Annotated in this window: 21 protein-coding genes; 11 read left to right on the top strand and 10 right to left on the bottom strand. The window is 54.7% G+C overall.

Annotation, left to right across the window (positions count from 1 at the left end; all coding sequences use genetic code 11):
• Window positions 1–93: 93 nt before the first annotated feature.
• The 8 genes from ACTUJZ_RS12380 (at window position 94) to ACTUJZ_RS12345 (ending at window position 10,756) form a co-directional block, all read left to right on the top strand.
• The gene (locus ACTUJZ_RS12380; protein WP_463636639.1) at window positions 94–1,629 is read left to right on the top strand and encodes a tryptophan halogenase family protein; all 1,536 of its coding nucleotides are present in this window, start codon (window positions 94–96) and stop codon (window positions 1,627–1,629) included.
• Window positions 1,630–1,641: 12 nt separating this feature from the next.
• Window positions 1,642–2,346, top strand: coding sequence for a SapC family protein (locus tag ACTUJZ_RS12375; RefSeq protein ID WP_463636638.1), 705 nt, complete (start codon window positions 1,642–1,644; stop codon window positions 2,344–2,346).
• A 1-nt stretch (window position 2,347) separates the two neighbouring features.
• On the top strand, window positions 2,348–3,352 hold the full coding sequence (locus ACTUJZ_RS12370) for a cupin-like domain-containing protein (RefSeq protein WP_463636637.1): 1,005 nt from the start codon (window positions 2,348–2,350) through the stop codon (window positions 3,350–3,352).
• 14 nt (window positions 3,353–3,366) lie between these two features.
• Window positions 3,367–4,845 (top strand): tryptophan halogenase family protein, encoded by a 1,479-nt coding sequence (locus ACTUJZ_RS12365; protein WP_463636636.1) that lies wholly within the window; start codon window positions 3,367–3,369, stop codon window positions 4,843–4,845.
• A gap of 29 nt (window positions 4,846–4,874) precedes the next feature.
• Window positions 4,875–6,209, top strand: a complete 1,335-nt coding sequence (locus ACTUJZ_RS12360) for a GH1 family beta-glucosidase (protein ID WP_463636635.1) — start codon at window positions 4,875–4,877, stop codon at window positions 6,207–6,209.
• A 34-nt stretch (window positions 6,210–6,243) separates the two neighbouring features.
• Entirely contained in the window at window positions 6,244–7,572 is a 1,329-nt protein-coding gene (locus ACTUJZ_RS12355; RefSeq protein ID WP_463636634.1) for a glycoside-pentoside-hexuronide (GPH):cation symporter, read from the top strand.
• 39 nt (window positions 7,573–7,611) lie between these two features.
• Complete coding sequence (locus tag ACTUJZ_RS12350) at window positions 7,612–8,619, top strand: LacI family DNA-binding transcriptional regulator (protein ID WP_463636633.1); 1,008 nt, start codon at window positions 7,612–7,614, stop codon at window positions 8,617–8,619.
• Between the two features lie 169 nt (window positions 8,620–8,788).
• Complete coding sequence (locus ACTUJZ_RS12345; protein WP_463636632.1) at window positions 8,789–10,756, top strand: BCCT family transporter; 1,968 nt, start codon at window positions 8,789–8,791, stop codon at window positions 10,754–10,756.
• 45 nt (window positions 10,757–10,801) lie between these two features.
• On the opposite strand, the gene ACTUJZ_RS12340 is transcribed toward ACTUJZ_RS12345, so the two are convergent.
• The 7 genes from ACTUJZ_RS12340 to ACTUJZ_RS12310 all read right to left on the bottom strand — a co-directional run bounded on the left by ACTUJZ_RS12340 (window position 10,802) and on the right by ACTUJZ_RS12310 (window position 17,526).
• Entirely contained in the window at window positions 10,802–10,966 is a 165-nt protein-coding gene (locus ACTUJZ_RS12340) for a hypothetical protein (RefSeq protein ID WP_463636631.1), read from the bottom strand.
• Window positions 10,967–11,032: 66 nt separating this feature from the next.
• The gene (locus ACTUJZ_RS12335; RefSeq protein WP_463636630.1) at window positions 11,033–11,221 is read right to left on the bottom strand and encodes a hypothetical protein; all 189 of its coding nucleotides are present in this window, start codon (window positions 11,219–11,221) and stop codon (window positions 11,033–11,035) included.
• A gap of 130 nt (window positions 11,222–11,351) precedes the next feature.
• Window positions 11,352–12,752, bottom strand: coding sequence for an alpha-amylase family protein (locus ACTUJZ_RS12330; protein ID WP_463636763.1), 1,401 nt, complete (start codon window positions 12,750–12,752; stop codon window positions 11,352–11,354).
• A 251-nt stretch (window positions 12,753–13,003) separates the two neighbouring features.
• Window positions 13,004–13,570 (bottom strand): single-stranded DNA-binding protein, encoded by a 567-nt coding sequence (gene ssb, locus ACTUJZ_RS12325; protein WP_463636629.1) that lies wholly within the window; start codon window positions 13,568–13,570, stop codon window positions 13,004–13,006.
• Between the two features lie 262 nt (window positions 13,571–13,832).
• Window positions 13,833–15,395 carry a sodium/sugar symporter gene (locus tag ACTUJZ_RS12320; RefSeq protein ID WP_463636628.1) on the bottom strand — a complete coding sequence of 521 codons (1,563 nt, stop codon included), beginning with the start codon at window positions 15,393–15,395 and terminating at the stop codon, window positions 13,833–13,835.
• 145 nt (window positions 15,396–15,540) lie between these two features.
• Window positions 15,541–16,608 (bottom strand): aldose epimerase family protein, encoded by a 1,068-nt coding sequence (locus tag ACTUJZ_RS12315; protein ID WP_463636627.1) that lies wholly within the window; start codon window positions 16,606–16,608, stop codon window positions 15,541–15,543.
• Between the two features lie 24 nt (window positions 16,609–16,632).
• Window positions 16,633–17,526 carry an SMP-30/gluconolactonase/LRE family protein gene (locus ACTUJZ_RS12310; RefSeq protein ID WP_463636626.1) on the bottom strand — a complete coding sequence of 298 codons (894 nt, stop codon included), beginning with the start codon at window positions 17,524–17,526 and terminating at the stop codon, window positions 16,633–16,635.
• A gap of 130 nt (window positions 17,527–17,656) precedes the next feature.
• Between ACTUJZ_RS12310 and ACTUJZ_RS12305 the strand changes: the two genes are divergently transcribed.
• On the top strand, window positions 17,657–18,256 hold the full coding sequence (locus ACTUJZ_RS12305) for an RDD family protein (RefSeq protein ID WP_463636625.1): 600 nt from the start codon (window positions 17,657–17,659) through the stop codon (window positions 18,254–18,256).
• 107 nt (window positions 18,257–18,363) lie between these two features.
• Window positions 18,364–19,767, top strand: a complete 1,404-nt coding sequence (locus ACTUJZ_RS12300; RefSeq protein ID WP_463636624.1) for a M20/M25/M40 family metallo-hydrolase — start codon at window positions 18,364–18,366, stop codon at window positions 19,765–19,767.
• Window positions 19,768–19,776: 9 nt separating this feature from the next.
• Here the strand turns inward: ACTUJZ_RS12300 and ACTUJZ_RS12295 are convergent, their stop codons facing one another.
• The 3 genes from ACTUJZ_RS12295 to ACTUJZ_RS12285 are packed head-to-tail and all read right to left on the bottom strand — an operon-like array spanning window position 19,777 to window position 22,689.
• Entirely contained in the window at window positions 19,777–20,643 is an 867-nt protein-coding gene (locus ACTUJZ_RS12295) for an alpha/beta hydrolase (RefSeq protein ID WP_463636623.1), read from the bottom strand.
• 55 nt (window positions 20,644–20,698) lie between these two features.
• Window positions 20,699–21,307, bottom strand: coding sequence for an HAD family hydrolase (locus ACTUJZ_RS12290; RefSeq protein WP_463636622.1), 609 nt, complete (start codon window positions 21,305–21,307; stop codon window positions 20,699–20,701).
• A gap of 23 nt (window positions 21,308–21,330) precedes the next feature.
• Window positions 21,331–22,689 (bottom strand): MFS transporter, encoded by a 1,359-nt coding sequence (locus ACTUJZ_RS12285; protein WP_463636621.1) that lies wholly within the window; start codon window positions 22,687–22,689, stop codon window positions 21,331–21,333.
• 171 nt (window positions 22,690–22,860) lie between these two features.
• Here ACTUJZ_RS12285 and uvrA point away from each other — a divergent pair, with 171 nt between their 5' ends.
• Complete coding sequence (gene uvrA / locus ACTUJZ_RS12280; RefSeq protein ID WP_463636620.1) at window positions 22,861–25,692, top strand: excinuclease ABC subunit UvrA; 2,832 nt, start codon at window positions 22,861–22,863, stop codon at window positions 25,690–25,692.
• Window positions 25,693–25,764: the final 72 nt, after the last annotated feature.

The raw sequence follows: 25,764 nt of genomic DNA, 5'->3' as shown, positions 1-25,764 counted from the left end.
TATAAACAACTGCGTAAGTGCGGTTTTTTATCAAGCGTTATTACGTGAGGGCCAGCCACAACACAGGCGGGCACCTGAGCGGAGAAGTGTACGTTGCAGCAGGCAAATTCATCAGTCAACTCAGTCTTGGTTATGGGCGGCGGTGCTGCCGGCTGGCTAACCGCGGCTATTTTGGCGGCCACCAGTCAGCGGCCGTTACAGGTCACTGTGGTCGAGTCGCCACAGGTGAAAATTTTAGGCGTGGGCGAAGGCACCTGGCCCACTATGCGCGATACCCTGCGTAAAATTGGTATTGCTGAAGATGAGTTTTTACTAGCCTGCGACGCTTCCTTCAAGCAGGGCACCTGCTTTCGTGACTGGTCAGAACAGCATACCTATTATCATCCGTTTGATTTACCCGGCGGTTTTTTTGAGACCGATTTAGCCAGCTGGTGGCATCAGCAGCAGCCCAACGCTGCGTTTGCCGAGCTGTTTTCCGCCCAGCCGGCACTATGTCAGGCGCACAAAGCCCCGCGCCAGTTACACACCCCACCCTATGCTGCGGTGGCCAATTATGGCTATCATCTGGATGCCCACAAGTTTGCCGACTTACTTAAACAGCACTGTCTGAATAAGCTGGGCGTGCATTATGTACAAGGCCACATCAGCCAGGTCAACCAAACACCCAGCGGCGCCATCAGTAGCCTGACCACTGATACCGGCAGCACCCTAAGTGCCGATTTTTTTGTGGATTGCAGCGGTTTTGCTGCGCGCCTGATTGGCCAGGTGTACAACGAGCCCTTGATCCCGGTGGATAACCAGCTGTGTAATGACAGTGCGCTGGCTGTACAGGCCAGTTACATCGATTCGCAAACCCCGATAGCATCGACCACCTTATCCACTGCGCATGCCAATGGCTGGCTATGGGATATCGGCCTGCCCCACCGCAAAGGCGTGGGCTGCGTGTACAGCTCGGCATTTTGTACCGAAGAAACCGCCCGCCAAACTTTGCTGGACTATCTGGCAAAGGATGATGCTACCGCGCCGGTGGATGAAACCAGCATTCGCAAGATCAGCTTCACACCGGGCTATCGCGCCGCCCCCTGGCAGCATAATTGTGTTGCTATCGGCACCGCTGCCGGTTTTGTCGAGCCGTTAGAGGCCTCAGCGCTGGTCATGGTTGAGCTGGCTGCCACGCACCTGGCCCGCCAGCTGCCGGCCCAGCCTGACACCATGGCCGCTGCGGCGCGCCAGTTTAACCGCATATTTGCCACCCGCTGGCAGCGCATTCTGGATTTTTTAAAACTGCATTATGTCTTGAGCGATCGACGTGATAGCGCTTACTGGCAATTTATGCACGACAGCAGTCATGCATCGGAACAGTTACAGGACTGGCTGGCGCAATGGCAACACCGTGGCATCAATCATCAAGACTTTTTATATCAGGATGAGATCTTTCCGCAGGCCAGCTATCTGTATATCCTATACGGTATGCAAGGTGGCCACCAGCCGCTTAACCGGGTCAGTGCACCCATTAATAGCGTATTGCAGCAAACCGCCCGGCGCACCCAACAGCAATTGCGCGGGCTGCCCACCAATCGCGATTATATCAACGCCCTTAAACAGCACCGGCAACAGCACGCCGGCTAATCAGGAGTTTTCATGGCACAGCATGCCCTGCTTAATAATGTTGAGCATAAAAATTTAAAAATTCGTCAGGACCATGGCCCGCAATATAATGAGAACCTGATGTGTGTTCCTGTATTTCCGGCTGAAGCCCGTCTGGCCCAGGCCCACTACCCATTGTTGTTTGCCAAAGACAATGACAACCAGTTTCAGATGGTGGCGTTGTTAGGCTTCGAACAGGGCGAGAATTTGTTTTTACAGGATGGTCAGTGGCAGGCTGCCTATCAGCCCATGGTCATTGCTAAAGGGCCATTTTTAATCGGCCGCAACGATCAACAACCCGAGCAGTTATCGGTACACATTGATTTAGACGACCCGCGGGTCAACGAAAGCGAGGGTGAAGCGGTGTTTTTACCCCATGGTGGCACCACCGAATACACCGACACCATTTCCAACGTGCTAAGCACGCTGCATGAAAGCCAGCAACCGCACCGTGATTTTATTGCTGCCTGCGAAGCGCTTAATCTGATTGAGTCGTTTGTCCTGGATATCGACATGCCTGACAGTGGCACCCACCGCTTGAGCGGCTTTTATACGGTTAATGAAGAGCGCCTGAACCAGTTAGACGGTGAGCAACTGGCCGGTCTGCTGGCCAGCGGCCACTTAGATACCCTGTATATGATGCTGGCGTCTATGAGCCAGATGGCCAGCCTGGTGCGCCGAAAAAAGGCGGTAAGCTAGCATGAGCCAGCCGGTGGCGCCGCTTGACCTGAACAGCTACGACAGCCTGTTGGCCGGGCTGCGGGCGCAAACCCAGCCGTGCAGTCTGCCCGGGCTGGTCAGCCACTGGCCGGTGGTACAGGCGGCCACCACCTCCAACGAAGCCCTGGTGGACTATCTGGCTCGGTTTGATGCCGGTAAAACCATCACCAGCCTACATTTGCCGGCGCGCTTTGACGGGCGCATGTTTTACAACAAGCAAATGGACGGCTTCAACTTCAGCCGTCAGCAGCAGCCTTTTATGCAGGCAGTGCAAAGCTTACTGGCCCGTCAGCATGACCCAGCAGCCGATTCACTCTACGTGGGCTCCACCACCATCGATAGCTGCCTGCCGGGTTTTACCGAGGCTAACCCCATCGACCTGACCCAGGCCAACCCGCTGGCCACGCTGTGGATTGGCAATAAAAGCCGGATTGCCGCGCATTACGATGTGCCCGACAACCTGATTTGTGTCACTGCCGGCAAGCGCCGGGTTACCCTGTTTCCGCCTGAGCAGGTGGAAAATTTATACGTGGGCCCGCTGCATATTACCCCGGCGGGTCAGGCAGTCAGCCTGGTGGATTTTGCTGCGCCGGATTTTGAGCGCTTTCCACGTTTCAAACAAGCATTGGAGGCGGCTTATACCATTGAGCTGGAGCCTGGGGATGCGTTATTTATCCCGGCCATGTGGTGGCACCATATCGAAGGTCAGCACAGCCTGAACATGCTGGTAAATTTTTGGTGGCGTGATGCGCCGGCTTATTTGGGCCGGGCTGAAAATGCCCTGTATCACGCGTTACTGGCACTGAGCCAGCTGCCTGACAAAGAACGTCAGGCCTGGCAGGCCATGTTTAATCATTATGTTTTCAGCCAGGATGCCGAACGCTTTGACCATATTCCCGCTCATCTGCGCGGGCCGCTGGACCCGTCCAGTGAAAAAATGGTCCGGCAGTTTTCGGCCTGGCTGGCAAATCATTTAAAGCAATAAGGTAGCAACAGATTATGCAGCAGTCGCAACATAAAACCCGGGTGGTTATTGCCGGCGGCGGAACCGCTGGCTGGATGGCCGCCGCCGCGCTGACCCGGGTGCTTAAGCACAAAGTGGATGTGACCCTAATCGAAAGCTCAGAAATTGGCACGGTCGGGGTCGGCGAAGCCACCATTCCGACGCTGGTGTTTTTCCATAAGTTGCTCAAACTCAATGAGCAGGAATTTATGGCTGCCACCAACGCTACCTTCAAACTAGGCATCAACTTTGAAAACTGGAAAGACCGCGACCACAGCTATCTGCACGCCTTTGGGGTAACCGGTAAAGACTGCTGGGCAGCCGGCTTTCAGCATTTTTGGCTGCGCGGCCTGCAAGAAGGCCTCAGCGGTGATTTTGGTGATTATTGCCTGGAACGCCAGGCAGCCGAGGCCAATAAATTTGCCCACATGCCCAATAATGGCCTGAACTACGCTTACCATATTGATGCCAGCCGCTATGCGCTGTTTTTACGTGAACTGGCGGAAAAAGAAGGGTTGCGCCGCATTGATGCCAAAATTGGCGAGGTCAATGTGCGCCCGGCCGATGGTTTTATCGACCACCTGGTGTTGGATAATGGCGAAAAAATCGAGGGCGACTTTTTTATCGATTGTACCGGCTTTAATGGTCTGCTCATCGAAAAAGCCCTGCACACCGGCTATGAAGACTGGTCCCACTGGCTGCCCTGCGACAGCGCGGTGGCAGTGCAAACCGAAGCCACCAGCGCGCCTATCCCCTACACCCGCTGCATTGCCCACGAAGCTGGCTGGCAGTGGCGCATTCCACTGCAGCATCGGGTGGGCAATGGTATGGTGTTTTGCAGCAACTATCAGTCTGATGACCAAACCATTGAGCAGCTGCTTAGCAATGTGGAAGGCAAGCCGCTTAACGATCCGCGCGTGATCCATTTTCGCACCGGCCGCCGGCGCAAACAGTGGAACCGCAACTGTCTGGCACTGGGCCTGGCCAGTGGCTTTTTAGAGCCGCTGGAATCCACCAGTATTCACCTGATTCAGCAGGGCATTGTACGCTTTTTACGGATGTTCCCGGAAGCCGGGGTAATCGAAGAGGATGTTCGCGAATTTAACCGCCAGGCTGATTTTGATATCGAGCACATTCGCGACTTCATCATTTTGCATTATCATGTCACCAATCGTACCGACACACCGTTCTGGCGCCATTGCCGGCAGATGGATGTGCCTGACTCACTGCGCCACCGGATTGATTTGTTTCTCAAAACCGGGCGAGTGTTCCGGGAAGGCAATGAATTGTTTGACGATTCCTGGCAGCAGGTCATGATCGGTCAGGGTTTGATGCCACAAAGCTATCACCCGATTGTGGATACCATGAGCCGGCAGGAGTTGGAAAATCTGCTGGCGCAAATCCGTCTGAATATTCGCCGAACAGTGGAAAAGCTGCCTCCTCACGAACATTATCTTAGCCAGTTCTGCCGTTAGGCAGACCCTGGCATGCATGGACATTGGATATGACCTCTGTACTGACCCCAGGCCCGCTGTTCAGCGCGCCTGAGTTTACTGTTGGCGTGGCCACCTCGAGCTTTCAGATTGAGGGCGGTCGCGACAGCCGCGAGCCCTGCATCTGGGACACTTTTTGCCGCACACCCGGCGCCATCGCCGATGGCAGTCACGGCGATGTGGCCTGCGATCATATCCACCACTGGCAGCAGGATTTGAAGCTGGTGCGCGCCATGCACATGGATGCCTACCGCTTTTCCATCAGCTGGCCACGGGTGATGCACGCCGATGGCAGTATCAACCAGGCCGGGCTGGATTTTTACGAGCAAATTGTGGATTACTGTGCCACCCACAATATCAAGACCTATGTCACTCTGTATCATTGGGATCTGCCGCAATATTTAGAAGATGCCGGTGGCTGGCTGAACCGAGCCACCGCCGAGGCATTTTTGGAATACGCACGGGCAGTAGTCACACGCCTGGGCAATAAAGTGCATTCCTACGCCACCCTAAACGAACCATTTTGCAGCGCCTATTTAGGCTATGAGGCCGGCATTCATGCGCCCGGCAAACAGGGCAAACAAAACGGCAAAAAAGCGGTGCATCATTTGTTACTGGCCCATGGTCTGGCCATGCCGGTGTTACGCGCGCTGGCGCCGGCTGCCAGCCACGGCATTGTGCTGAACTTTACCCCCTATTATCCTGCCAGTGCCGATCCGGCCGATGAGCAAGCCACCGCACTGGCCCATAGCCATCATAACGACTGGTATATCCGGCCTCTGCTCACCGGTTGCTATCCGGACCTGCTAACCCGATTACCGGCCGACCAACAGCCCCATATTGAACCTGGTGATATGGACATCATTGCCGCGCCGCTGGATTTTTTAGGGGTTAATTATTATACCCGCTCGCGAGTGGCAGCAGATGGCACTGATTTTACCTTGCTCGACCCTCCCAGCCAGGCAGCCCTCACCGCCATGGGTTGGGAAGTATACCCTCAGGGACTGACCGATTTACTGGTGCAGCTGCATCGTGACTATCAGTTACCCCCGGTGATGATTACCGAAAATGGCATGGCCTGTGAGGATACTCTCGAACAGGGCGAGGTGCGGGACTCGGCACGTATTGCCTATCTGCAAAGCCATATGAACGCTGTGGAAGCAGCCGCCGCGCAGGGTGTGCAGATTACCGGCTATTTTGTGTGGAGCCTGCTGGATAATTTTGAGTGGTCTCTGGGCTATACTAAACGCTTTGGTATTGTGTATGTGGACTACACCACTCAGCAACGAATCACCAAATCCAGCGCCAAAGCCCTTGAACATATGCTGCAAAAACGGGCACGATAGCGACTATTCTTCAGGCCAGGATCCTCATCACCTCATGCTGACAGCACGCGAAAAAATCGCTTACGGGCTGGGCGACACCGCCAGTAATTTTATTTTTCAGTCGGTGATGCTGTTTTTGACCTTTTATTATACCGATGTGGTCGGCCTACCGGCCGCCGCGGTCGGCAGCATGTTCCTGATTATTCGTGTGATTGATGCCATTACCGACCCTCTGATGGGCTCGTTGGCTGATGCCACCCGCACCCGCTGGGGGTCGTACCGGCCTTATCTACTGTGGCTGGCATTACCTTTTGCACTGTGCAGTGTGCTGGCATTCACCTCACCGGCCGGCTTGTCTGACAGCGGCAAACTGATTTACGCCTATGCCACCTACGGCTTGCTGATGCTTATCTATACCGCCATCAACATTCCCTACTCGGCGCTGGGCGGGGTGCTCAGTACCCGGCTTGACGAACGGGTCTCCATCCAGGGTTACCGGTTTGTGTTCGCCATGCTCGGTGGCCTGCTGGTGACCGCCTTTATGCTACCCATGGTGCATTGGTTGGGGGCGGGTAACACTGCATTAGGGTATCAACGCACCATGCTGGTAATGGGCAGTATCGGCATGTTGCTGTTTTTAGTCTGCTTTGCCGGCACCCGTGAAAGGGCCGAGCCGGCCAGCCGCCACTTTCCAAAAATCAAAACACAGCTGGCCGTGTTGTGGCAAAATGATCAGTGTCGGGTGCTCAGCCTGGTGGCTATGTTGGTGGTGACCGGCGTGGCCTTACGCAATACCATGGCAATTTATTACGTCCAGTACGCCCTGGGCCGGCCCGACTGGGTGACCCTGTTTATTACCGCCGGGATGGTGGGCAGTATCTTAGGCTGTGCCAGCGCCAATTATGTCAGTCGCAAAATCGGCCGGATCCGCTTATATATCACCACCCAGGTTGTAAGCGCAGCGCTGTGCCTGGTGAATTTTGTCGTGCCCTTTGATGCGCCCATACTGGCCACTGCGGTCCATTTTGTCTGGGGCCTGGTGTTTCAGATGTCCACCCCGCTGTTATGGGCCAAGATTGCCGATGTAGTGGATTATGGTGAGTATCGCACTGGTCTGCGCATGACCGGGGTCACCTATTCGGTGGTGGTCTTTTTTATCAAGGTGGGGCTGGCTACCGGCGGCGCACTGGCGGGCTGGTTTTTGGCGTTAAACGGCTATCAGCCGGGTACCTCAAGTAGCACCATAGCCGCCGGCATCAATGCATCGTTTTGCCTGGGCCCGGCGCTGGCTTCGCTAATGGTGGCCCTGGTGATGCGTCGCTATGAATTAAACAATGCCACTTTGCGCCAGATTCAACAGCAGTTACAGTCCCGCCAGGGCTAGTTGGCGGTCGGTTTTAGACAAGGATTTTGGAACACAACTATGGTCACGATAAAGCAGGTCAGTGAGCGCGCCGGGGTTTCGTCGGCAACCGTGTCGAGGGTGATTAATAATGCCGACTCGGTCAAGGAAAATACCCGCCAGCAAGTGCTCAAGGCCATGGCCGAGCTGGGCTACCGGCACAATATTATCGCCGCCTCACTGGCATCGAATAAAACTCACACCATTGGGTATGTAGTGCCCGAACTGCACGGTTCTTTTTTTGGGGCTATGATGGCAGGCTCTGAAGAAGTGCTGCGCAAAGCCAACAAACACTTGTTTGTAGTGGCAGGCCACAGTGATGATCAATTGGAACAAAAAGAAATCGAAGCTCTGCTCAGCCGGCGCTGTGATGCCCTGATCCTGCATGTGGAAGCGGTCAGTGATGATTATCTGATTGAACTGACCAGTCAGAACGTACCGCTGGTGATTGTGAACCGCTACATCGATGCCATTGGCGAGCGCTGTATCAGCCTCGACAATCGTTTGGGTGGCTATGTGGCGACCCGGCATCTGATTGACCAGGGTCATACCAAGATTGCCTATGCCGCCGGCGCACTGTTTAAAGCGGATGGCCAAAACCGACTGGAGGGCCACCAGCAGGCACTTAAAGAAGCCGGTATTCCGTTTGATCCGGCACTGATGGTAGAAGGTAACTTCCAGGCCGCCTCGGGCGAGGCCTGTATTCACACTTTGTTCGAACGCCAGGCCCGGTTTACCGCAGTCGCTTGCGGCAATGATGAAATGGCTACCGGCGCGATTAATGCGCTGCGTGAACACGGCTTTAATGTGCCGGCCGATATCTCGGTGGTGGGCTTTGATAATATTGACTATGCCAGCTACCTGACGCCTAAACTGACCACCGTCAACTATCCGGTGCGCGAAATCGGCAAGATGGCCGCCCACTGGATCCTCAATCAGGCTTACGGCGACCAGCAGGCAGTGTTGCGGCATATTGTCGAGCCCAGCCTGATGGTGCGCGGCACCACTCAACCGCCAGCGCCACGCTAAACGGCCATCTACTCAGCCGTGGGTATAATCAGGCGCGGGTAATCACCCCGCGCTGTTGTATTCAACAAAAATTACCCTTTTTCAGTGTTTTAAGCGTAAACACTTATCTATCGTGCTGGCACAAATCCGCCGGCCATACACCACTTTTAATGATAATAACGGGGTCCCCATGCCGGAGAGAAAACCTCAAGGAAAACTCAATCCACCGGTGTTTTACACCGCCACTTCCTTAATCGCCATTCTGGTGTTGTTTACCTCCCTGATGCCAAGCCGGGCAGAGGAGTTTTTTAACCAATTGCAAAGCAGCATTGTGTTTAATGCCAGCTGGTTTTATGTGCTCACAGTGGCCATCATTTTGGTATCAGTGGCCTTTTTAGGCTTGTCACGCTTTGGTGATATAAAGCTGGGACCGGACCACTCAACCCCGGACTATAGTTATATCACCTGGTTTGCCATGTTGTTTTCAGCCGGCATGGGCATCGGCCTGATGTTTTTTGGCGTGGCGGAGCCGGTAATGCATTTTATGAACCCGCCACTGGGTGAAGGCGAAACCGTCGCAGCCGCTCGTGAAGCGCTTAAACTGACCTTTTTTCATTGGGGCCTGCATGCCTGGGCTATCTACGCTATTGTAGCCTTGATCCTGGCGTTTTTTAGCTACCGTCATGGCTTGCCACTGACCTTACGCTCCGCGCTCTACCCACTCATTGGCGACAAAATTTACGGACCTATTGGCCATGCGGTGGATATTTTTGCAGTGATCGGCACTGTGTTTGGTGTAGCTACCTCATTGGGCTATGGGGTATTGCAGGTCAACTCCGGGCTTAATTACCTGTTTGATGTACCCGTGGGCACCATGATGCAGATTATCCTGATTATCAGCGTTACCCTGCTGGCCATTATCTCGGTAGCCACCGGTCTGGATAAAGGGATCCGCCGTCTATCTGAGCTCAATATGGGACTGGCAGTGATTTTGCTGCTGGTGATTTTGCTACTGGGCCCCACGGTATACCTGCTACAAACCTTTGTGCAAAACACCGGCAGTTATGCCGCGGATCTGGTGTCGTATACCTTTAACCTGTTTGCCTACGAAAAAACCGACTGGCTGGGCGGCTGGACCATCCTGTACTGGGGCTGGTGGATGTCCTGGGCACCGTTTGTCGGTCTGTTTATCGCCCGGGTTTCGCGTGGTCGCACCATCCGTGAATTTGCCATGGGTGTATTGTTTGTACCCAGCGGTTTCACCCTGTTGTGGATGACAGTGTTTGGAAACTCGGCCATCGATCTCATCATGAATCAGGGCGTCACCGAATTGGCCGATGCAGTCTCCGAAGACGTCGCCATTTCCCTGTTCGCCTTTTTAGAAAATTTTCCGTTTTCCGGCGTGCTGTCATTTATCGGCACCTGTATGGTGATTGTGTTTTTTGTGACCTCTTCCGACTCGGGCTCCATGGTGGTAGACATGCTGTGCTCTAGCGGCAGCGATGATACACCGTTATGGCAGCGTGTATTCTGGGCCAGTGCCGAAGGGGTGGTCGCCGCCGTGCTGCTGCTGGTAGGTGGTCTGGGAGCGCTACAAACCATGACCATCGCCAGCGCCCTGCCCTTTGCGGTGGTCTTGCTGGTGGCAACTTATGGCCTGATCAAAGCCTTGCGGGTTGATGTGGCCAAGCGTGAAAGTCTGATGTTTAACGCCAGCCCGGTGACTGTTGCTGCCGGTGACCATAGCAGTTGGGAACAACGGCTCGCCAGCATGCTGGATTTTCCCAGTAAATCCAATGTCATCAGCTATATCGACTCGGTGGTCTATCCGGCCATGCAGCGGGTGGCCAAGCAACTGGGCACCCACGGTGTGCAAGCTAATATCGAAAAACTCAAGGCCGGCCGCTATGTGCTCACCGTGCAAAAAGAAGACAGCTATGATTTTCACTATGAAGTGCGGCGGTTTTCCTACGACCGCCCAAATTATGGCTTAGACGATGAGGACGATGACACCGATGAAGTGTATTACCGCGCCGAAGTGCACTTGCGCGAAGGTGGCCGCGACTATGACATCATGGGCTGGCCGGAAGAAGCGGTGATCAACGACATCGTTGAACATTATCAAAAACATCTGCACTTTTTGCATTCCATCCGTTAGGACGCGGCCGTGCCTGTATGCCCAGGCACGGCAATACTAGTTTGTTCAGCAATGAGTGCGAAAGTGGGTGGACACCGGCACTCCCTGCCAGTCTAGTTGTACCTCCGTAGTATGAGGCTGGCGCGCCGGGTTGGCCAGGGTGGGCTGCCAGCGCATCGCTTGCAAGGCGTGTTTGCCGGCGGCCATAAACACCTCATCGCCCTTGAGCATAGTAATCGCTTCCGCCTGCCCCTGACGGTCAATGGTATAGCGGTAAGTAACGCAGCTAGAAAATCCTTATTTTGCCTGTTCGATAGGATAGGCAATATTGAAGGGGGTCTGCGGATGCCACAGTGCGCGCGAGGCATGCTGTTGCTGCAGGCTGTGCGGCGAGCCGGTGAAATGGTGTTGCGAGGTACCCCACCAGCTCAGCGCACAAAAATACAATAAGATAACTAACAATGGGGTAATAATCGCGTAGCGCATGGCATCGGCCGTGACAGCAAACAGGCCAGTCAGCTTAGTGTAGAAAAACCCAGCCGGCTACCTGGAGATGCCAAGGGCAGCCGACGGTGAGCAAAACTGTCAGACCAGCCCTGCACAGGCTGGCCAAGGATTATTGCATCAGCCACATGCGCGCACTGCGCGCCGGCACATAAAAGTTATGCCACTGGCTGGAGATGGTCTGGCTATTGCCGCTCAAGGTATCCTGATAGGTGCGGTACCACCACAGCCCGGCATCTGAGGTATCCACCCACACATCCTGGCCGTCGCCGCATTTATTAATTCCCACTACCCCAATATGCTCGCGCTGAAACAGCAAGATACAGTTGTTGCTGTTGAGCACCCGCATGGAACGGCCCTGGGTGCTGTTGTGAAATTCGATCATGCCGGCTATGTCGGCGCGTTTGTACAGATCCTGCCAGCGGTTATCGCCACTTTCATTATGATCCGAATACATTAGCGGTACGCCGCCATCGCGGCCTAAGATATACGCGTTGGCCAGGGTTTCGTCGGTGGGGTCCAGCAACTGATAGCGAAAGCCGTCATTGAGCGGAATATCATGGGTCACACTAAAAGTGATGGCTTTAGCCGGTGCCAGCGCCTGGCCATAAGCCCCCGGGTCAACCAGTACATCCATGGAGCCGCTGTAGCTAAATGCACTGCGGATCTGGGCAAACAGCGGAAAATCATAGGCGCTGTGGCCGGTCTGGCTTAGATACGGACTTAAAAAGTTATCGTACTCCACCGTACCAGCGCCGCCGGTGGTGATGATTTCACCAAAGATATGCATTCCCTGTTTGATACCCGCATCAAACACCTGATTCATATGATAATTAGTCATATGTTTGGCAGCATCCACCCGAAAGCCGGACACCCCGAGTTGTTTTAGTGCGCGCAGGTAACTTTTTTGCTGCTCTACCACCCAGTTGTTGTTATCCAAATCCGGCAGGCCTGGATCCGGTGGCGCGCCACATAAACGGTTATACTGGACATCGCCTACATTGCTGTAGTCACTGATACACTTGGGCCCGCCGGCATCATAAGTGCCGTGAAAATCGCCACCGCCGAACAGCCCGTTACTGACATCGCCAAACAAGGTGATACTGTTGTAATAACTGCTGTTGGCCGCGTACTGGTTGAGCACTTCACTGCCTGGATAATTGAGATCGCTCCGCTTGTGCGCTTCGTTTGCCATATGGTTGAACACAATATCGGCATAGGTTTCAACCCCTTGAGACTCCAATGCCTGCACCATCTGAGCAAAATCGTCTGTATCGCCTAGCGGGTTATCAATAACCCGGTAGTCCTGGGGTTGATAGCGGGCCCACCACTGGTCGCCGGTAGATTTGTAGGCGGGTGAGACCAGCACCTTGGTGTAACCTAGTGAGGCAATTTCTGCTGCCTTGGCGGCCACTTCGTCATATTGCCAGTTAAACGCGTGTAAAATAACATCAGCGTGAGCCGGCGAGGCCAGTGAGCCGGCCACTAGAGCACTAAGTAGCATGCGGCGCATGGGAGAATGAGTGTAAGGTAAACGCATAGCTTTGTCCTGAAGGTGTGAACAATAAAAACATTAGATTTACATTTTACTCACAACATTTAAACATCATGCATACGTATTCATTAATTGCGCTAATTGGAATTCGAAAAGCTTTAGTGGCAGGCGGGAATCTGAAAACAATAGCAGTTAATTATTTGATGAGTCATCGCATACAAAAAAGCCGCATCAAATGCGGCTTTTAAATAGGATTAATCAGGTATTCCTTAAAACGGAATATCATCATCAAAGTCAAAATCTGGCTCGGCCATTGGGGGCTTATTGCCCTGTCCGCCCTGGTTTTGATTTTGATTCGGGTTACCCCCCTGGTTAGGGTTGCCCTGATTCTGATTTTGCTGCTGGTATCCACCCTGGCCCTGGCCTTGTTGCTGATAGCCGCCCGGGTTATTTGGCTGCTGGCGCTGGAAACCACCACCGCCCTGGTTGCCGCCTTCATTGCGGCCGCCCAGCATTTGCATCTGATCAACAATCACTTCTGTGGTGTAGCGATCCTGCCCTTGCTGGTCCTGCCATTTACGGGTTTGCAGTTTACCTTCAACATAAATCTGCGAACCTTTTTTCAGATACTCACCAGCCACTTCTGCCAGCCGGCGATACATGGTTAACCGATGCCACTCCGTGCGTTCCTGCACCTGGCCTTGTTGGTCTTTCCAGCTTTCACTGGTGGCCAGACTAAGGTTGGCAACGGCATTACCATTGGGCATGTATCTCACTTCAGGATCAGTTCCAAGGTTTCCAACCAGGATTACCTTGTTCACGCCTCTACTTGCCATCGATGTCTCCTGTTAAATCTGTTACTGCCAGGCTGTATAGCCGTAGCGTGCTATGGTAGCGGAAATTTTAGCGGCCCTTCAAGCGAACCAAAGCGTATTATTATAACGAAAATTCATGCTATTGCGTGGAAAATTCTCACACTGTAAATAGCCGGTTGATTTGCCTACGGTATTCGTTTTTTGTGCCGGTGTCTGCTGGCCTTTGGGCCAGAAGATGCGCGCACCAGCCGGCCACAGACAAGATGATTGCGGCCGGCGGAGATCACCACCAGGTAGTGTAAAAAGCAATCAGAACAGCAGCCACTGCCAGTGAGGCGATATTAAAACTGCGCTTGGTGGCAAACTGCACTTCGTCCAGATTCACTGCCTGCGGATGGTCGCCATGGCCCTGCACCACCGAAATAATGATGGCCAGCGCAGTACACATGATAAACACCAGCCCCACCCGGTCGATAAACGGCAGCTCAGGCCAGAACAGCCAAAACACCAGGCTGAATACAAACGACCCCAGCGCGGCCATCAGGCCGGCGGTTGCAGTGGTTTTTTTCCAAAACATGCCCAGCGCAAACAGCGTCACAATACCGGGGGTGAAAAAGCCGGTAAACTCTTGAATATACTGGAAAGCCTGGTCAAAGTTACCCAGTAACGGCTTGGCCACTAGCATGGCGATAATCAGGGACAACAGGCTCACTACCCGGCCCACCATCACATAATGCTGCTGATCTTTGTTGGGGTTACGATCCTTGTACAGGTCCATAGTGAAGATGGTCGACACACTGTTGGTCATGGAGGCAAGCGACGACACGATGGCGGCCACCAACGCGGCAAAGATAAGGCCTTTAAAGCCTACCGGCATCAGCGTCATCAATGACGGATATGCCTGGTCAGGTTTATCCAAATCAGGCGATAAAATCACGGCGGCGATGCCCGGCAGCACCACAATCAGCGGCATGATCAGCTTTAAAAACGCCGCAAACACAATGCCTTTTTGCGCTTCGTGGATGCTCTTGGCTGCCAGGGTGCGCTGAATGATGTACTGGTTAAAGCCCCAGTAGGACAGGTTCATGATCCACATGCCGCCGATGAGCACCGAGATCCCCGGCAGGTCATCATAATGCGGGCTGTCAGGCGCTAAGATCATGTCGAATTTTTCCGGCAGACGCTGAGTAATGTCCACAAAGCCCTGCCAGGCGCCAGCACCGCCGCTGATCATATTCAGCGCCGTATAGGATAAAAACAGCCCGCCAATGACCAGTAGCACCACCTGGATAATATCGGTCATGGCCACCGCTTTTAGCCCGCCGTACAGCGAATACGCCAGCGAGAACAATGCCAGAAAAATCATGCCGTGCATCAGCTCTACCCCGGCAATGGTATTGATTGCCAGCGCGCCCAGCCACAATACCGCGGTCAGATTAACAAACACATATACCGCCAGCCAGAAGATGGCCATGACAATGCGTACCCGATGGTCGTAGCGCTGTTCTAAAAACTGCGGCATGGTGTAAATTTTGTGCTTCAAAAATATCGGCAGAAAAAACTTACCCACGATGATCAGGGTCAGCGCCGCCATCCACTCGTAGGAAGCAATGGCCAGGCCCAGCTGATAACCGGAGCCGGACATACCAATGATTTGTTCAGCAGAGATGTTGGCGGCAATCAAAGAGGCACCGATGGCCCACCAGGGCAGGCTGGAGCCAGCCAAAAAGTAATCATTGGTATCTTTGGTGTGGCCTTCTTTTTCTCTGGACACCCACCAGGCGATACCAATCAGGGCGATGACATAGATAACAAAAATCGCCAAATCGAGTGTTTCAATATTCATAAGTTCCCAACCACTTTGTCTTTTTTATCAGGATGATGGCCGGCGCTGCAGTAATGCACTGATTGCCAGGATGCTGCCTGTGCCAGCAGCCATCATAAGATTTATTTACAGCATTAGTCACCTGTTGTTGGTAACTTTTTAACCATTAAAAGCCAAACTGATAACAAATCGTATGCTGGTAAGGCTGCGTGGGGCTGATCCTGGCCGATGGAAACGCGGGTTGATTGGGCGCGTCAGGAAATGCCTGCGGCTCCAGCGCCACCGCCCCGCGGTCGCAATGTGGCTGGCCGCTGATACTGGCGGCGGTGTCAGATAAAAAATTGCCCGAATACAGCTGTAATCCTGGGGCGTCAGTAAAGATGTGCAGGCTGCGCTGGCTGACAGGATCAGTGAGCGTAGCGGCCGGCTGCTGACCGGCCCGACATGCTTCTGCCAATACAAAATTATGATCGTAGCCGTGACCTAGTTGCAGCTGCGGGTGGGCACTGTCAATGTCCTGCCCCAATGGCTTGGGCTGGCGAAAATCGAACGGAGTGGCAGCCACCGGCAGTTGCCGCCCGGTGGGGATGAGGGTCTCATCCACTTCGGTAATGTGCCCGCTGGCTAGCTGCAGGCTATGGTTGAGCACCTCTCCATGGCCGGCCAGATTAAAGTAACTGTGATTGGTCAGGCTGAGCACTGTGGGTTGGTCGGTGCTGGCAGACAGGGTCAGGGTCAGGCGGTGCTGGCTGTCGAGGCGATACTCAGCCTCAATAGTCAGATTGCCTGGAAAGCCATTGTCGCCATCGGCGCTGGTGGTGGTCAGGCGGACACCGCAGGTATCACCCTCATGCAACGGCCGGGCCTGCCACACCTGTTTATGCAGCCCGCCGGGCCCGCCGTGCAGCACATTGTCCTGCTCATTGGTGGTCAGTGGATAATAGGTATGATCGAGTGAAAAACCTTGCCGGATGCGGTTAGCATAGCGTCCCACAATCGCCCCGCTGCAGGCTCTATCGGCCACATAATCTGCCAGGCTGGCATAGCCCACCACCACATTGGTATACCCGCCGGCGGCATCCGGCAGAGACACCGCACGCACAATCGCGCCATAATTGATAATTTGCACCTGCATTCCGCCCGGATTGCTCAGGGTAAACAAAGTGACTGGCTGACCGGCATGTTCGCCGAAGGGAGTTTGCTCGACCCGGCAGCCTGTTTCAGAAGGCGGCATAATCTCTCCAGGGAATCATCATCGTTACATCAGCTGGGCCGGCGGTTCGCAATAGCCTTTATTACCCACATCCAGAATAAAGGTCGCGCCACTGTGCGGTTGCTGGTGCAATTCCTCTAGCTCCAGCCCCAGTCGCGCACTGGTCACCACCAGGAAGGAGGAGCCCGGCCCGGTAAAGCTGATACTGGTTAGCTGAGTGGCTGGCAACCCAATCTGTTGCAACAGACTGCCATTGGGGCAAAACTCACACACCAGTCCGCTGCCCCAGCAAGCCACCCACACATGGCCATCGGCATCCACCGCCAGGCCGCTGGGCGCGCCCAGTTTGTCGGATAAGGTGACAAAGGGTTGGCGGCCCACAATCTGGCCGTCCTGATGCAGCAAATACTGGTAAATTTTGCTCTGGTCAAAGTCACTGGCAAACAACACATCGCCGGCAGCGCGGCTGGCTAAACCATGTAATTGTTGGCCCGGCTCCTGATAGCGGCTGGTCTGGCCCGGTTGCACACCACTCACAGTGCGCTGTTGAAAGCTGCCACGGCGATGGCTGGTGGCCACATATAACTGGCCGGCCGGCGTCACCGTGGCCGGAGAAATCTGGCGCGCCGGCGCATGCTCGTTCAGAGTAAAAAACGGGCTGGCTTCGGTGTGCTCGTTATCCAGCAAATACACCTGATTCGGATCTGCCCCTACCACCTGTCCGCTTAAGGTTTTTTTTAGCCACAAAAAAGGCCTGGGTAAGAGTGAATGGGTGACGCTGAAGGTGTGCAAATCCAGCTGGTAATGGGCTGAATTACGACTATCTGTCCACCATAGACAATGATCAAACAAATTGTAGTAAGCGCCACTGGCATACGCGCACTGGGTGGGAATTATCCACTCTAAGGCCGAATGCAGCGCTAACGAGTTGTCGGGCATACCTCAAATGTTCTATCTTGCTGTTATTATTGATGGTATAGCGTATATTCCGATGGTTTTCAATGATGGTTGGTGTTTTGTCGCCAAGCCGTTACACTGAAGCTACGTTCATATTTTGACGACTGAATACGTGCACTCTTCTGATTATCAGGATCACAGCCTCGAGCAGCTTCGGCAGGCTTACCGGGAACTGGATGCGCAAGCCCATCCCAAACAGGCGGCTTTTTTAGCTGAGCTTATCAAAGCGCGCGATGAAGCCGAAGTGGATGCTATTAATGATATCGAACATCCTCCCCTGGCCCGGCGGCGCGAACGCTTTGCGGCTTTTTTGATCGACAGTGTCATTGGTATTCTGGCCAGCCTGCCGCTGATGATCGTGTGGTCCAACTATCTGGCCACCAGCACTTGGTGGAGTGCCTTAGGTCTGGTGCTCGCCTACCAGGCCATTATGTTCGCGCTAATCCATGGCTATTATCTGGCCACCCGGGCCCAGACAGTGGGTAAATATTTTCTCAACATCCGCATCGAAACCCTGGATGGGCGGCCGGCCACGTTCAGCCGTTGCTATCTGGCCCGCTATCTGCCGGTGCTGCTGGCCTACAATCTGCCCTTTTTAGGGGCACTGCTGGCCCTGGCGGATATTATGTTTATCTTTCGCGGCGACCGCCGCTGTGTGCACGACCATATTGCGGGTACCCGGGTCGGCTATCACCCGGCACCCCGGTCCTGATGGTCTGACCCGTTTAATTTTTTAATGCCCCGTTTGTGCCGCCAAACCAGGCGGCTGAATTGCATGGCGGCCAGCCGCCGTCGCTTTCTATATATGTAGGATATTGCATGACTTGTTTGACGCTGTTGCGTGCCAGTGCCCTGAGCCTGGCGTTATTTGCCCCACTGACTTCCGCAGTCGCTTCGCTGCCGGATGACCACATGCAGGCCTTGTCGGCTCTGCAGCAGCAGGCAGCTCAGGATGAGCTGTCGTATACCATCATCGAATCGCTGACCACCGAGGTGGGCGCACGTATGGTAGGCACCCCCGGTGAGCGTGCATCGGTCGCCTGGGCGGTGGCCAAGATGCAGGCGCTGGGGTTTGACAAGGTCTGGGTAGAAGAAAGCGACGCCACATTGTGGCAGCGCGGCGAATTAAGTGCTTCAGTAGTAAGCCCTTACAAACATCCTATCACTGCACTGGCACTGGGCAACAGTGTTGGCACCCATGGTGAACCGGTTAGCGCCCCGCTGGTGGCATTTGCCGATCTGGCAGCTCTGGAAGCCGCGCCGGCGGGTAGTCTGGAGGGCAAAATCGCCTTTGTAACCTACAAAATGGAACGCCACCGGGATGGCCATGGCTATGGCGCGGCAGTGGGCGCGCGGGTCACTGGTGCCTCGGTGGCCGCACAAAAAGGCGCAGTAGCCTTCATCATGCGCTCGGTAGGAACCGACACTCATCGCTTTGCCCACACCGGCGTATCACGCTATGCCGACGGTGTGAAAAAAATTCCGGCGGTGGCCATCTCTAACCCGGATGCAGATCTGCTGGAAAACATGCTGCGCCGGCCCGAGCCGGTGGTATTTTCATTAACCCTGTCCGGCACCGGTCTGGCGCCCCAACCCACTACAATTGCCAATGTGATTGGCGAGGTCACCGGGGCCAGCCGGCCCGACGAGATCGTCACGCTGGGCGCGCATTTGGACAGCTGGGATGTGGGCACCGGCGCTATCGATGATGGTATCGGTGTGGGCATTACCCTGGCTGCCGGCCATTATTTGGCTCAGCGTGAAGAGCGCCCGGCACGCACCTTACGGGTGATTTTATTTGCTGCCGAAGAAGTGGGCCTGCTGGGCGCCAAAGACTATGTAGAGCAACATACCGAGGAGATGCCGCAGCACATGATTGGCGCCGAATGGGATTTTGGTAACGGTAAAATCTACCAGCTGGAGCCAGGAGTCGGGCCAAAGGCCTTACCGGCTATTGAAGCTTTTGCCGAGCAACTGGCACCGCTGGGAGTGAGTCTGGCAGATACCAACACGGCCAAAGGCCAGTCAGATATGAGCGCGCTGGGCCATGCCGGCCAGCCGGCGGTAAACTTTAATCCTGATGGCAGCGACTATTTTGACTATCACCATACCCGCAACGACACGCTGGACAAAGTGGACCGGGAGGCATTGCAGTTCAATACCGCGATTTACAGCATGTTTGCGCTGTTTGCCACCAGCACCGACACAGATTTTCGCCGTTAAGTTTTAGCCTCAGTATCCCGGGAATTGTTCAAACGAATTGATAAATTCCCGGTATTTCGGGATCACCCGGCGGTTTTCCATGGTTTCACCATGGCGGGCGCCGGGTACCACAATAATTTCTTTGTTCATGCTGGGCGAGATATCGTACAGCTCACGGCCAAAACGGGTCGGTGTGAGCTGATCTTCCCGCCCGGTCAGGATCATCAGCGGGCCCTGGTAATGGCGGATATAATCAGCATTATCCACCAGCGCCAAATCCGCCGACACTTCCAAATAAGTAAAATATTTGGTCCACTCAGGCACCATATTTTGCGCCACATCAGTCACCCGATTGATTGGGCCGTCCAATACCAGGCCATCCACCTCACGCACCGAGGCCACATAGCTGGCCAGAATGCTGCCGATGGAGATCCCGTGAGCTACCGTGGGCAGATGGTCGGGAAACACGCTTTTGCCATAATCGTAAACCTGCAGCGCATCAGCTTTTAAGTTAGCCATGCGCATGATAGGCGCTTTTTCGCTGGCCCCGACGCCCTGATAATCCAGCCACAAAATATTGGCCGGGATCTGGCCAAACTGATGCACCAGGCCGGAAGATTTGGCGATACGCATGCCATTGCCAGCAAAAAATACAATGTTAACCACAGGGTTAGGGTAAGACACCGCGATGCCTTTTAGCGCCAGCCCCTGCGCGTTGGTCAGCTCAACCGTGGTGATCGACACCTTGGCCCGGGCTTCATTAACCCGCTGATGCAACTGTGTGGTATCCAGCGCTGAAATGGTGTTGTCCTGATGCACAAAAGACCCCGAACTGACATCGATGGCGCAACTACTGCAAACCAAACTCGCCAATACCAATGCTACGCGATACCACATGTGTTGTTCCTGTTATTACTGATGGTTAACGATTAAAAAAAGAAGTATTTGTTGGTTAGTTGCCCGGCGCTTTGATCACATCGGGCTGGATCTCCCCAGCACTGACCAAAAAGCAGTCCATGCCAGCGCGACCGGCAGCCTGCACACCAATTTCGGTGTCTTCAAACACCACACACTGGTGCGGCGCTACCTGCATCTGGCTAGCCACAGTCAAAAAGGTTTCCGGATGGGGTTTACCCTGCAGCACATCACTGGCTGTGACCAGGGTATCCAGCCGTTCCAGCAGGCCGTGATGGGCTAGAAGCTGACTGGCATAATGGCGCCCGGCGCCGGTGCCCACACCAATGGCATGGCTGGGCCGATAGTGTTCAAATACCGCCAGGGTCGAGGCAATAAGGGTGGGTGCATGGTCCCTCGCCTGATAAGCCGCCTCTTTAAAACGGGCCACCGCAGGCACATCCAGCGGCTGTTGATAATGTTCACTGAGCAGCCGCACTGTTTCGGTGGTTGGTACGCCGCCCAGGCTGTACATGAAAGGGCGATCGAAAGGCAGCCCAAACTGCTCGCAGGTTTGCTGCCAGGCGTTCAGGTGTGCGCCCATGGAATCCAGCAAGGTGCCATCCATATCAAACACAATGCCGCGGTAGGCCTGCAAATCAATCATGTTTCCCCCTTGTGTGCCTGCTGTTATGCCCGGGCCTGACTGGTGTGTAGCGCAATGACCTGATGCGCCTGCGCCTGGTCGAAGTGCTGATTGACTTTAAGATACACCATGCCGTCTTCAGCGGATACGGCGGTTTCCTGAACTCCCGGGATCTGCCCCAGAGCCGCATCCAGCTCACCGGACCGGGCTGGTGGGCCGCTAAACGGCAGCGCTACACGTTTTAGTATGTGCATATTGTTCAGCCCGCTGAGCAGCGCCAGCCAGGCCACCGCCACGGCAGCACCGGTCAGATAGGCGCCGGTGGGGCTGGACAGCTCTGCCACCAGCCCGGCCAGCATGCCGCCGGCAAATGCCCCAAAAAATTGAAAGCTAGCATAAATGCCCATGGCGGTGCCCTTCTGACCGGCCGGGGCCAGGGTGGATACCAATGCCGGAAAGCTGGCTTCTAAATAATTAAAGCCGGTGAAAAACAGCACCAACGCCACCACTACCCAGGCCAGGCTGGCCGGTTCCAGGCCAAGCCCCACGAAGCCCAGTGCCATCAGGCCGGCAGCCGATAACACAATCTTGCGTAAGGTGCGGCCGCGGCCCCAGGCCATCAGCCCGGTGAGCCCCACGATAGACGCCACCAACACCGGTAAATACAGCTGCCACTGCACCTCCAGGGTAAAATCCAGGGCTAGCAGGGTCACCGGCAGATTGACAAATAACAGGGTGATCATCATGTGTAGCAGCAACACACTAACATTGAGCCGCCACAATTGCGGCGCACGCAACAGCCGGGCCACCTGGCCGGGCCGCGGCAACACATCAGCACTGGCACTAGGTGGTGCTGCCGGTACCACCCAATAAATGAGCGGCATGCAGCACAGCGCCAGTATGCCGGTTAGGGCAAAAATGCCGCTTAAGCCGCCGTACTGGGCAATCAACGGACCCACCAGCACCGCCAGATAAAAAGAAAAACCGATGGCAATGCCGATGATGGCCATCACTTTAGCGCGCTGGGCTTCACGGCTGACATCGGTGGCCAGCGCCATGATGGCCCCGGCAATGGCGCCAGCGCCCTGTAAGATGCGCCCCACCACCATCAAGCTTAAGCTGTCGGCCAGCGCGGCAATCAGACTGCCACCAGCAAACACTGCCAGGCCCAGTAAGATCACCGGCTTGCGACCCCAGCGGTCGGATAACATGCCCATGGGAATCTGTAACGCCGCCTGCGTCAGGCCATACCCGCCAATGGCCAGGCCGACCAAAAAAGGCGAGTAATCCGGGTAGTCCAAGGCAGCCACCGCAAGCACCGGCATCACCATAAACAATCCCATCATGCGCAACACATAAACTAAAGCTAATGATAATGCTGCGCGTAACTCTAAGGCGTTCAAAATCTCACGGTTTCCTGTAGCAAAAAAGTGCCTGCGAGTGTATCACAATATGGTTTTTTGCCCATGACACGATTTTAATCAATGATCTGCTATACAGCGCCAGCGGTAACTAATCATTATTTTTCAGTGCCGCTGTGGCATACTGGATCTTTTGGCAAATGATGGGTCTCAATGGACAAAATCGACATACAGGGTGCCCGCACCCATAACCTTAAAAACATCGATTTATCAATTCCCCGGGACAAACTGGTGGTCATCACAGGGCTGTCTGGCTCAGGCAAATCATCACTGGCGTTTGACACCTTGTACGCCGAAGGGCAGCGCCGTTATGTGGAGTCGCTGTCAGCCTATGCACGGCAATTTTTGTCAATGATGGAAAAGCCCGATGTAGATCATATCGAAGGCTTGTCGCCGGCCATCTCCATCGAGCAAAAATCCACCTCACATAACCCGCGCTCAACGGTGGGTACCATCACCGAAATCTACGACTATCTGCGCTTAATGTTTGCCCGCGTGGGTACGCCGCGCTGCCCCACTCACGATGAGCCGCTGGATGCCCAAACCATCAGCCAAATGGTCGACAAAGTCCTCGCCATGCCCGAAGGCAGCAAGCTGATGCTGCTGGCCCCGGTGGTCTCCGACCGTAAGGGTGAGCATGTCAAAATGCTGCAGAATCTGGCTGCGCAGGGCTACATCCGGGCGCGCATCGATGGCGAGGTCTGCGACCTGTCGGATCCGCCAGAGCTGGATTTACACAAAAAACACACCATCGAAGTGGTGGTTGACCGCTTCAAGGTGCGTGACGATTTACAGCTGCGTCTGGCCGAGTCCTTCGAAACCGCGTTGGAGCTGTCCGGTGGCAATGCCAAAGTGGTGGACATGGACAACCCGGATGCCGAGCCCGTGATTTTTTCGGCTAACTTTGCCTGTCCTCATTGTGGGTACAGCTTGAGCGAGCTGGAGCCGCGGTTGTTTTCGTTTAACAACCCGGCCGGTGCCTGCCCCACCTGTGATGGCCTGGGCACCCGTCAGTTTTTCGACCCCTCGCGCATTATAGTCAATGACGAGCTTAGTCTGTCTGGCGGTGTGATCCGCGGCTGGGACAAACGCAGTTATTATTATTTTCAGATGCTGCAGGCGGTGGCTGACCATTATGACTTTGATTTGACCAAACCCTTTGCCGAGCTGAGCCAAAAAGATCGCGATGTCGTGCTCTACGGCTCCAAAGGTAAGTCGCTGAAGTTTAAATACATCAATGACCGTGGCGATATCATGGAGCGTAAGCATCCGTTTGAGGGAGTTATCCCCAACATGGAGCGGCGCTACCGGGAAACTGAATCCAACGCAGTACGTGAAGAATTAGCCAAATATCTTAGCCAGCAGCCGTGCACCAGTTGTGGCGGGTCGCGACTGCGCGAAGAAGCGCGTAATGTGTTTATCGGCCAGACCAACCTGCCGGCCATTGCCGAGATGTCTATTGCCAACGCCTTCGATTTTTTTGAAAATCTGGGCCTGCAGGGCCAGAAAGCTGAGATTGCCGATAAGATCTTAAAAGAGATCCAGGACCGCCTGGGCTTTTTGGTCAATGTAGGGCTTAACTATCTGAATCTGTCACGCAGCGCGGATACCCTGTCCGGTGGTGAAGCCCAGCGTATCCGGCTGGCCAGCCAAATCGGCGCCGGCCTAGTGGGCGTCATGTATGTGCTGGATGAGCCCTCCATCGGCTTGCATCAGCGCGATAATGAACGTCTACTCGGCACCCTGACCCGCCTGCGCGATCTGGGTAACACCGTATTGGTGGTGGAACACGATGAAGATGCTATTCGCGAAGCCGATTATATCATTGATATCGGCCCGGGCGCTGGCGTCCACGGCGGGGAAATCATCGCCGCCGGCTCATTGCAGGATATCTTAGACAGTGAAGACTCACTTACCGGAAAATATCTGTCTGGCCGCGAAGCCATTGCCGTGCCCGAGGTACGCAACCCGGCCAAAAATGACCAGTGGCTGGTACTGGAAGGCGCCACCGGCAATAACTTGCAATCAGTTACCCTGAAAATTCCGGTGGGCCTGATGACCTGTGTCACCGGTGTGTCCGGCTCGGGCAAATCTACCCTGATCAATGATACTTTTTATCGCATTGCCCAGCGTGAGCTCAATAATGCCACCGCCAATGAGCCGGCCCCGTATACCGCCATGCACGGGTTGGATAATCTGGACAAGGTGGTGGATATCGACCAAAGCCCGATTGGCCGCACCCCGCGGTCTAACCCGGCCACGTATGCAGGTATCTTCACCCCCATACGCGAGCTGTTTGCCGGTACCCAGGAAGCCCGTTCGCGCGGTTATAAGCCCGGCCGGTTCAGCTTCAATGTCAAAGGCGGGCGCTGTGAAGCCTGTCAGGGCGATGGCATGATCAAAGTCGAAATGCACTTCTTGCCGGATATTTATGTGTCATGTGATGTGTGTAAGGGCAAGCGCTATAACCGCGAAACCTTAGAAGTGCATTACAAAGGCAAAAATATCAACGAAGTGCTGGATATGACGGTGGAAGAAGCGCGCGAGTTTTTCGACCCCATCCCGGCTATCGCCCGCAAATTGCAAACCCTGATGGATGTCGGCTTAGGCTATATTCGATTAGGCCAGGCAGCCACCACCCTATCCGGTGGTGAAGCTCAGCGCGTCAAGCTGGCTCGTGAGTTGTCCAAGCGTGATACCGGCCAGACCCTGTATATTCTGGATGAGCCCACCACCGGCCTGCATTTTCACGATATTCGCCAGCTGCTGGCGGTACTGCACCGGCTGCGCGACCACGGCAACACCGTGGTGGTGATTGAGCATAATCTGGATGTGATCAAAACGGCAGACTGGGTTGTGGATTTAGGGCCAGAAGGCGGCTCTGGCGGCGGCCAGATCATCGCCGAAGGGACCCCGGAACAATTGTGTGAGTTTGAAGCCTCGCATACCGGCCACTTTCTTAAACCGCTGCTCAACAAAGCCTGACCGAGGGCTGTATTTGCCTGGGGCTGTCACCATGCTATGGTGAAGGCCCCTACAGACACAATAAGATGTACA

The organism is Alteromonas sp. WD8-37, assembly GCF_055326825.1.
Note: the sequence above shows the minus strand (reverse complement) of the source record. Positions and strands in the feature narration are given on the sequence as shown.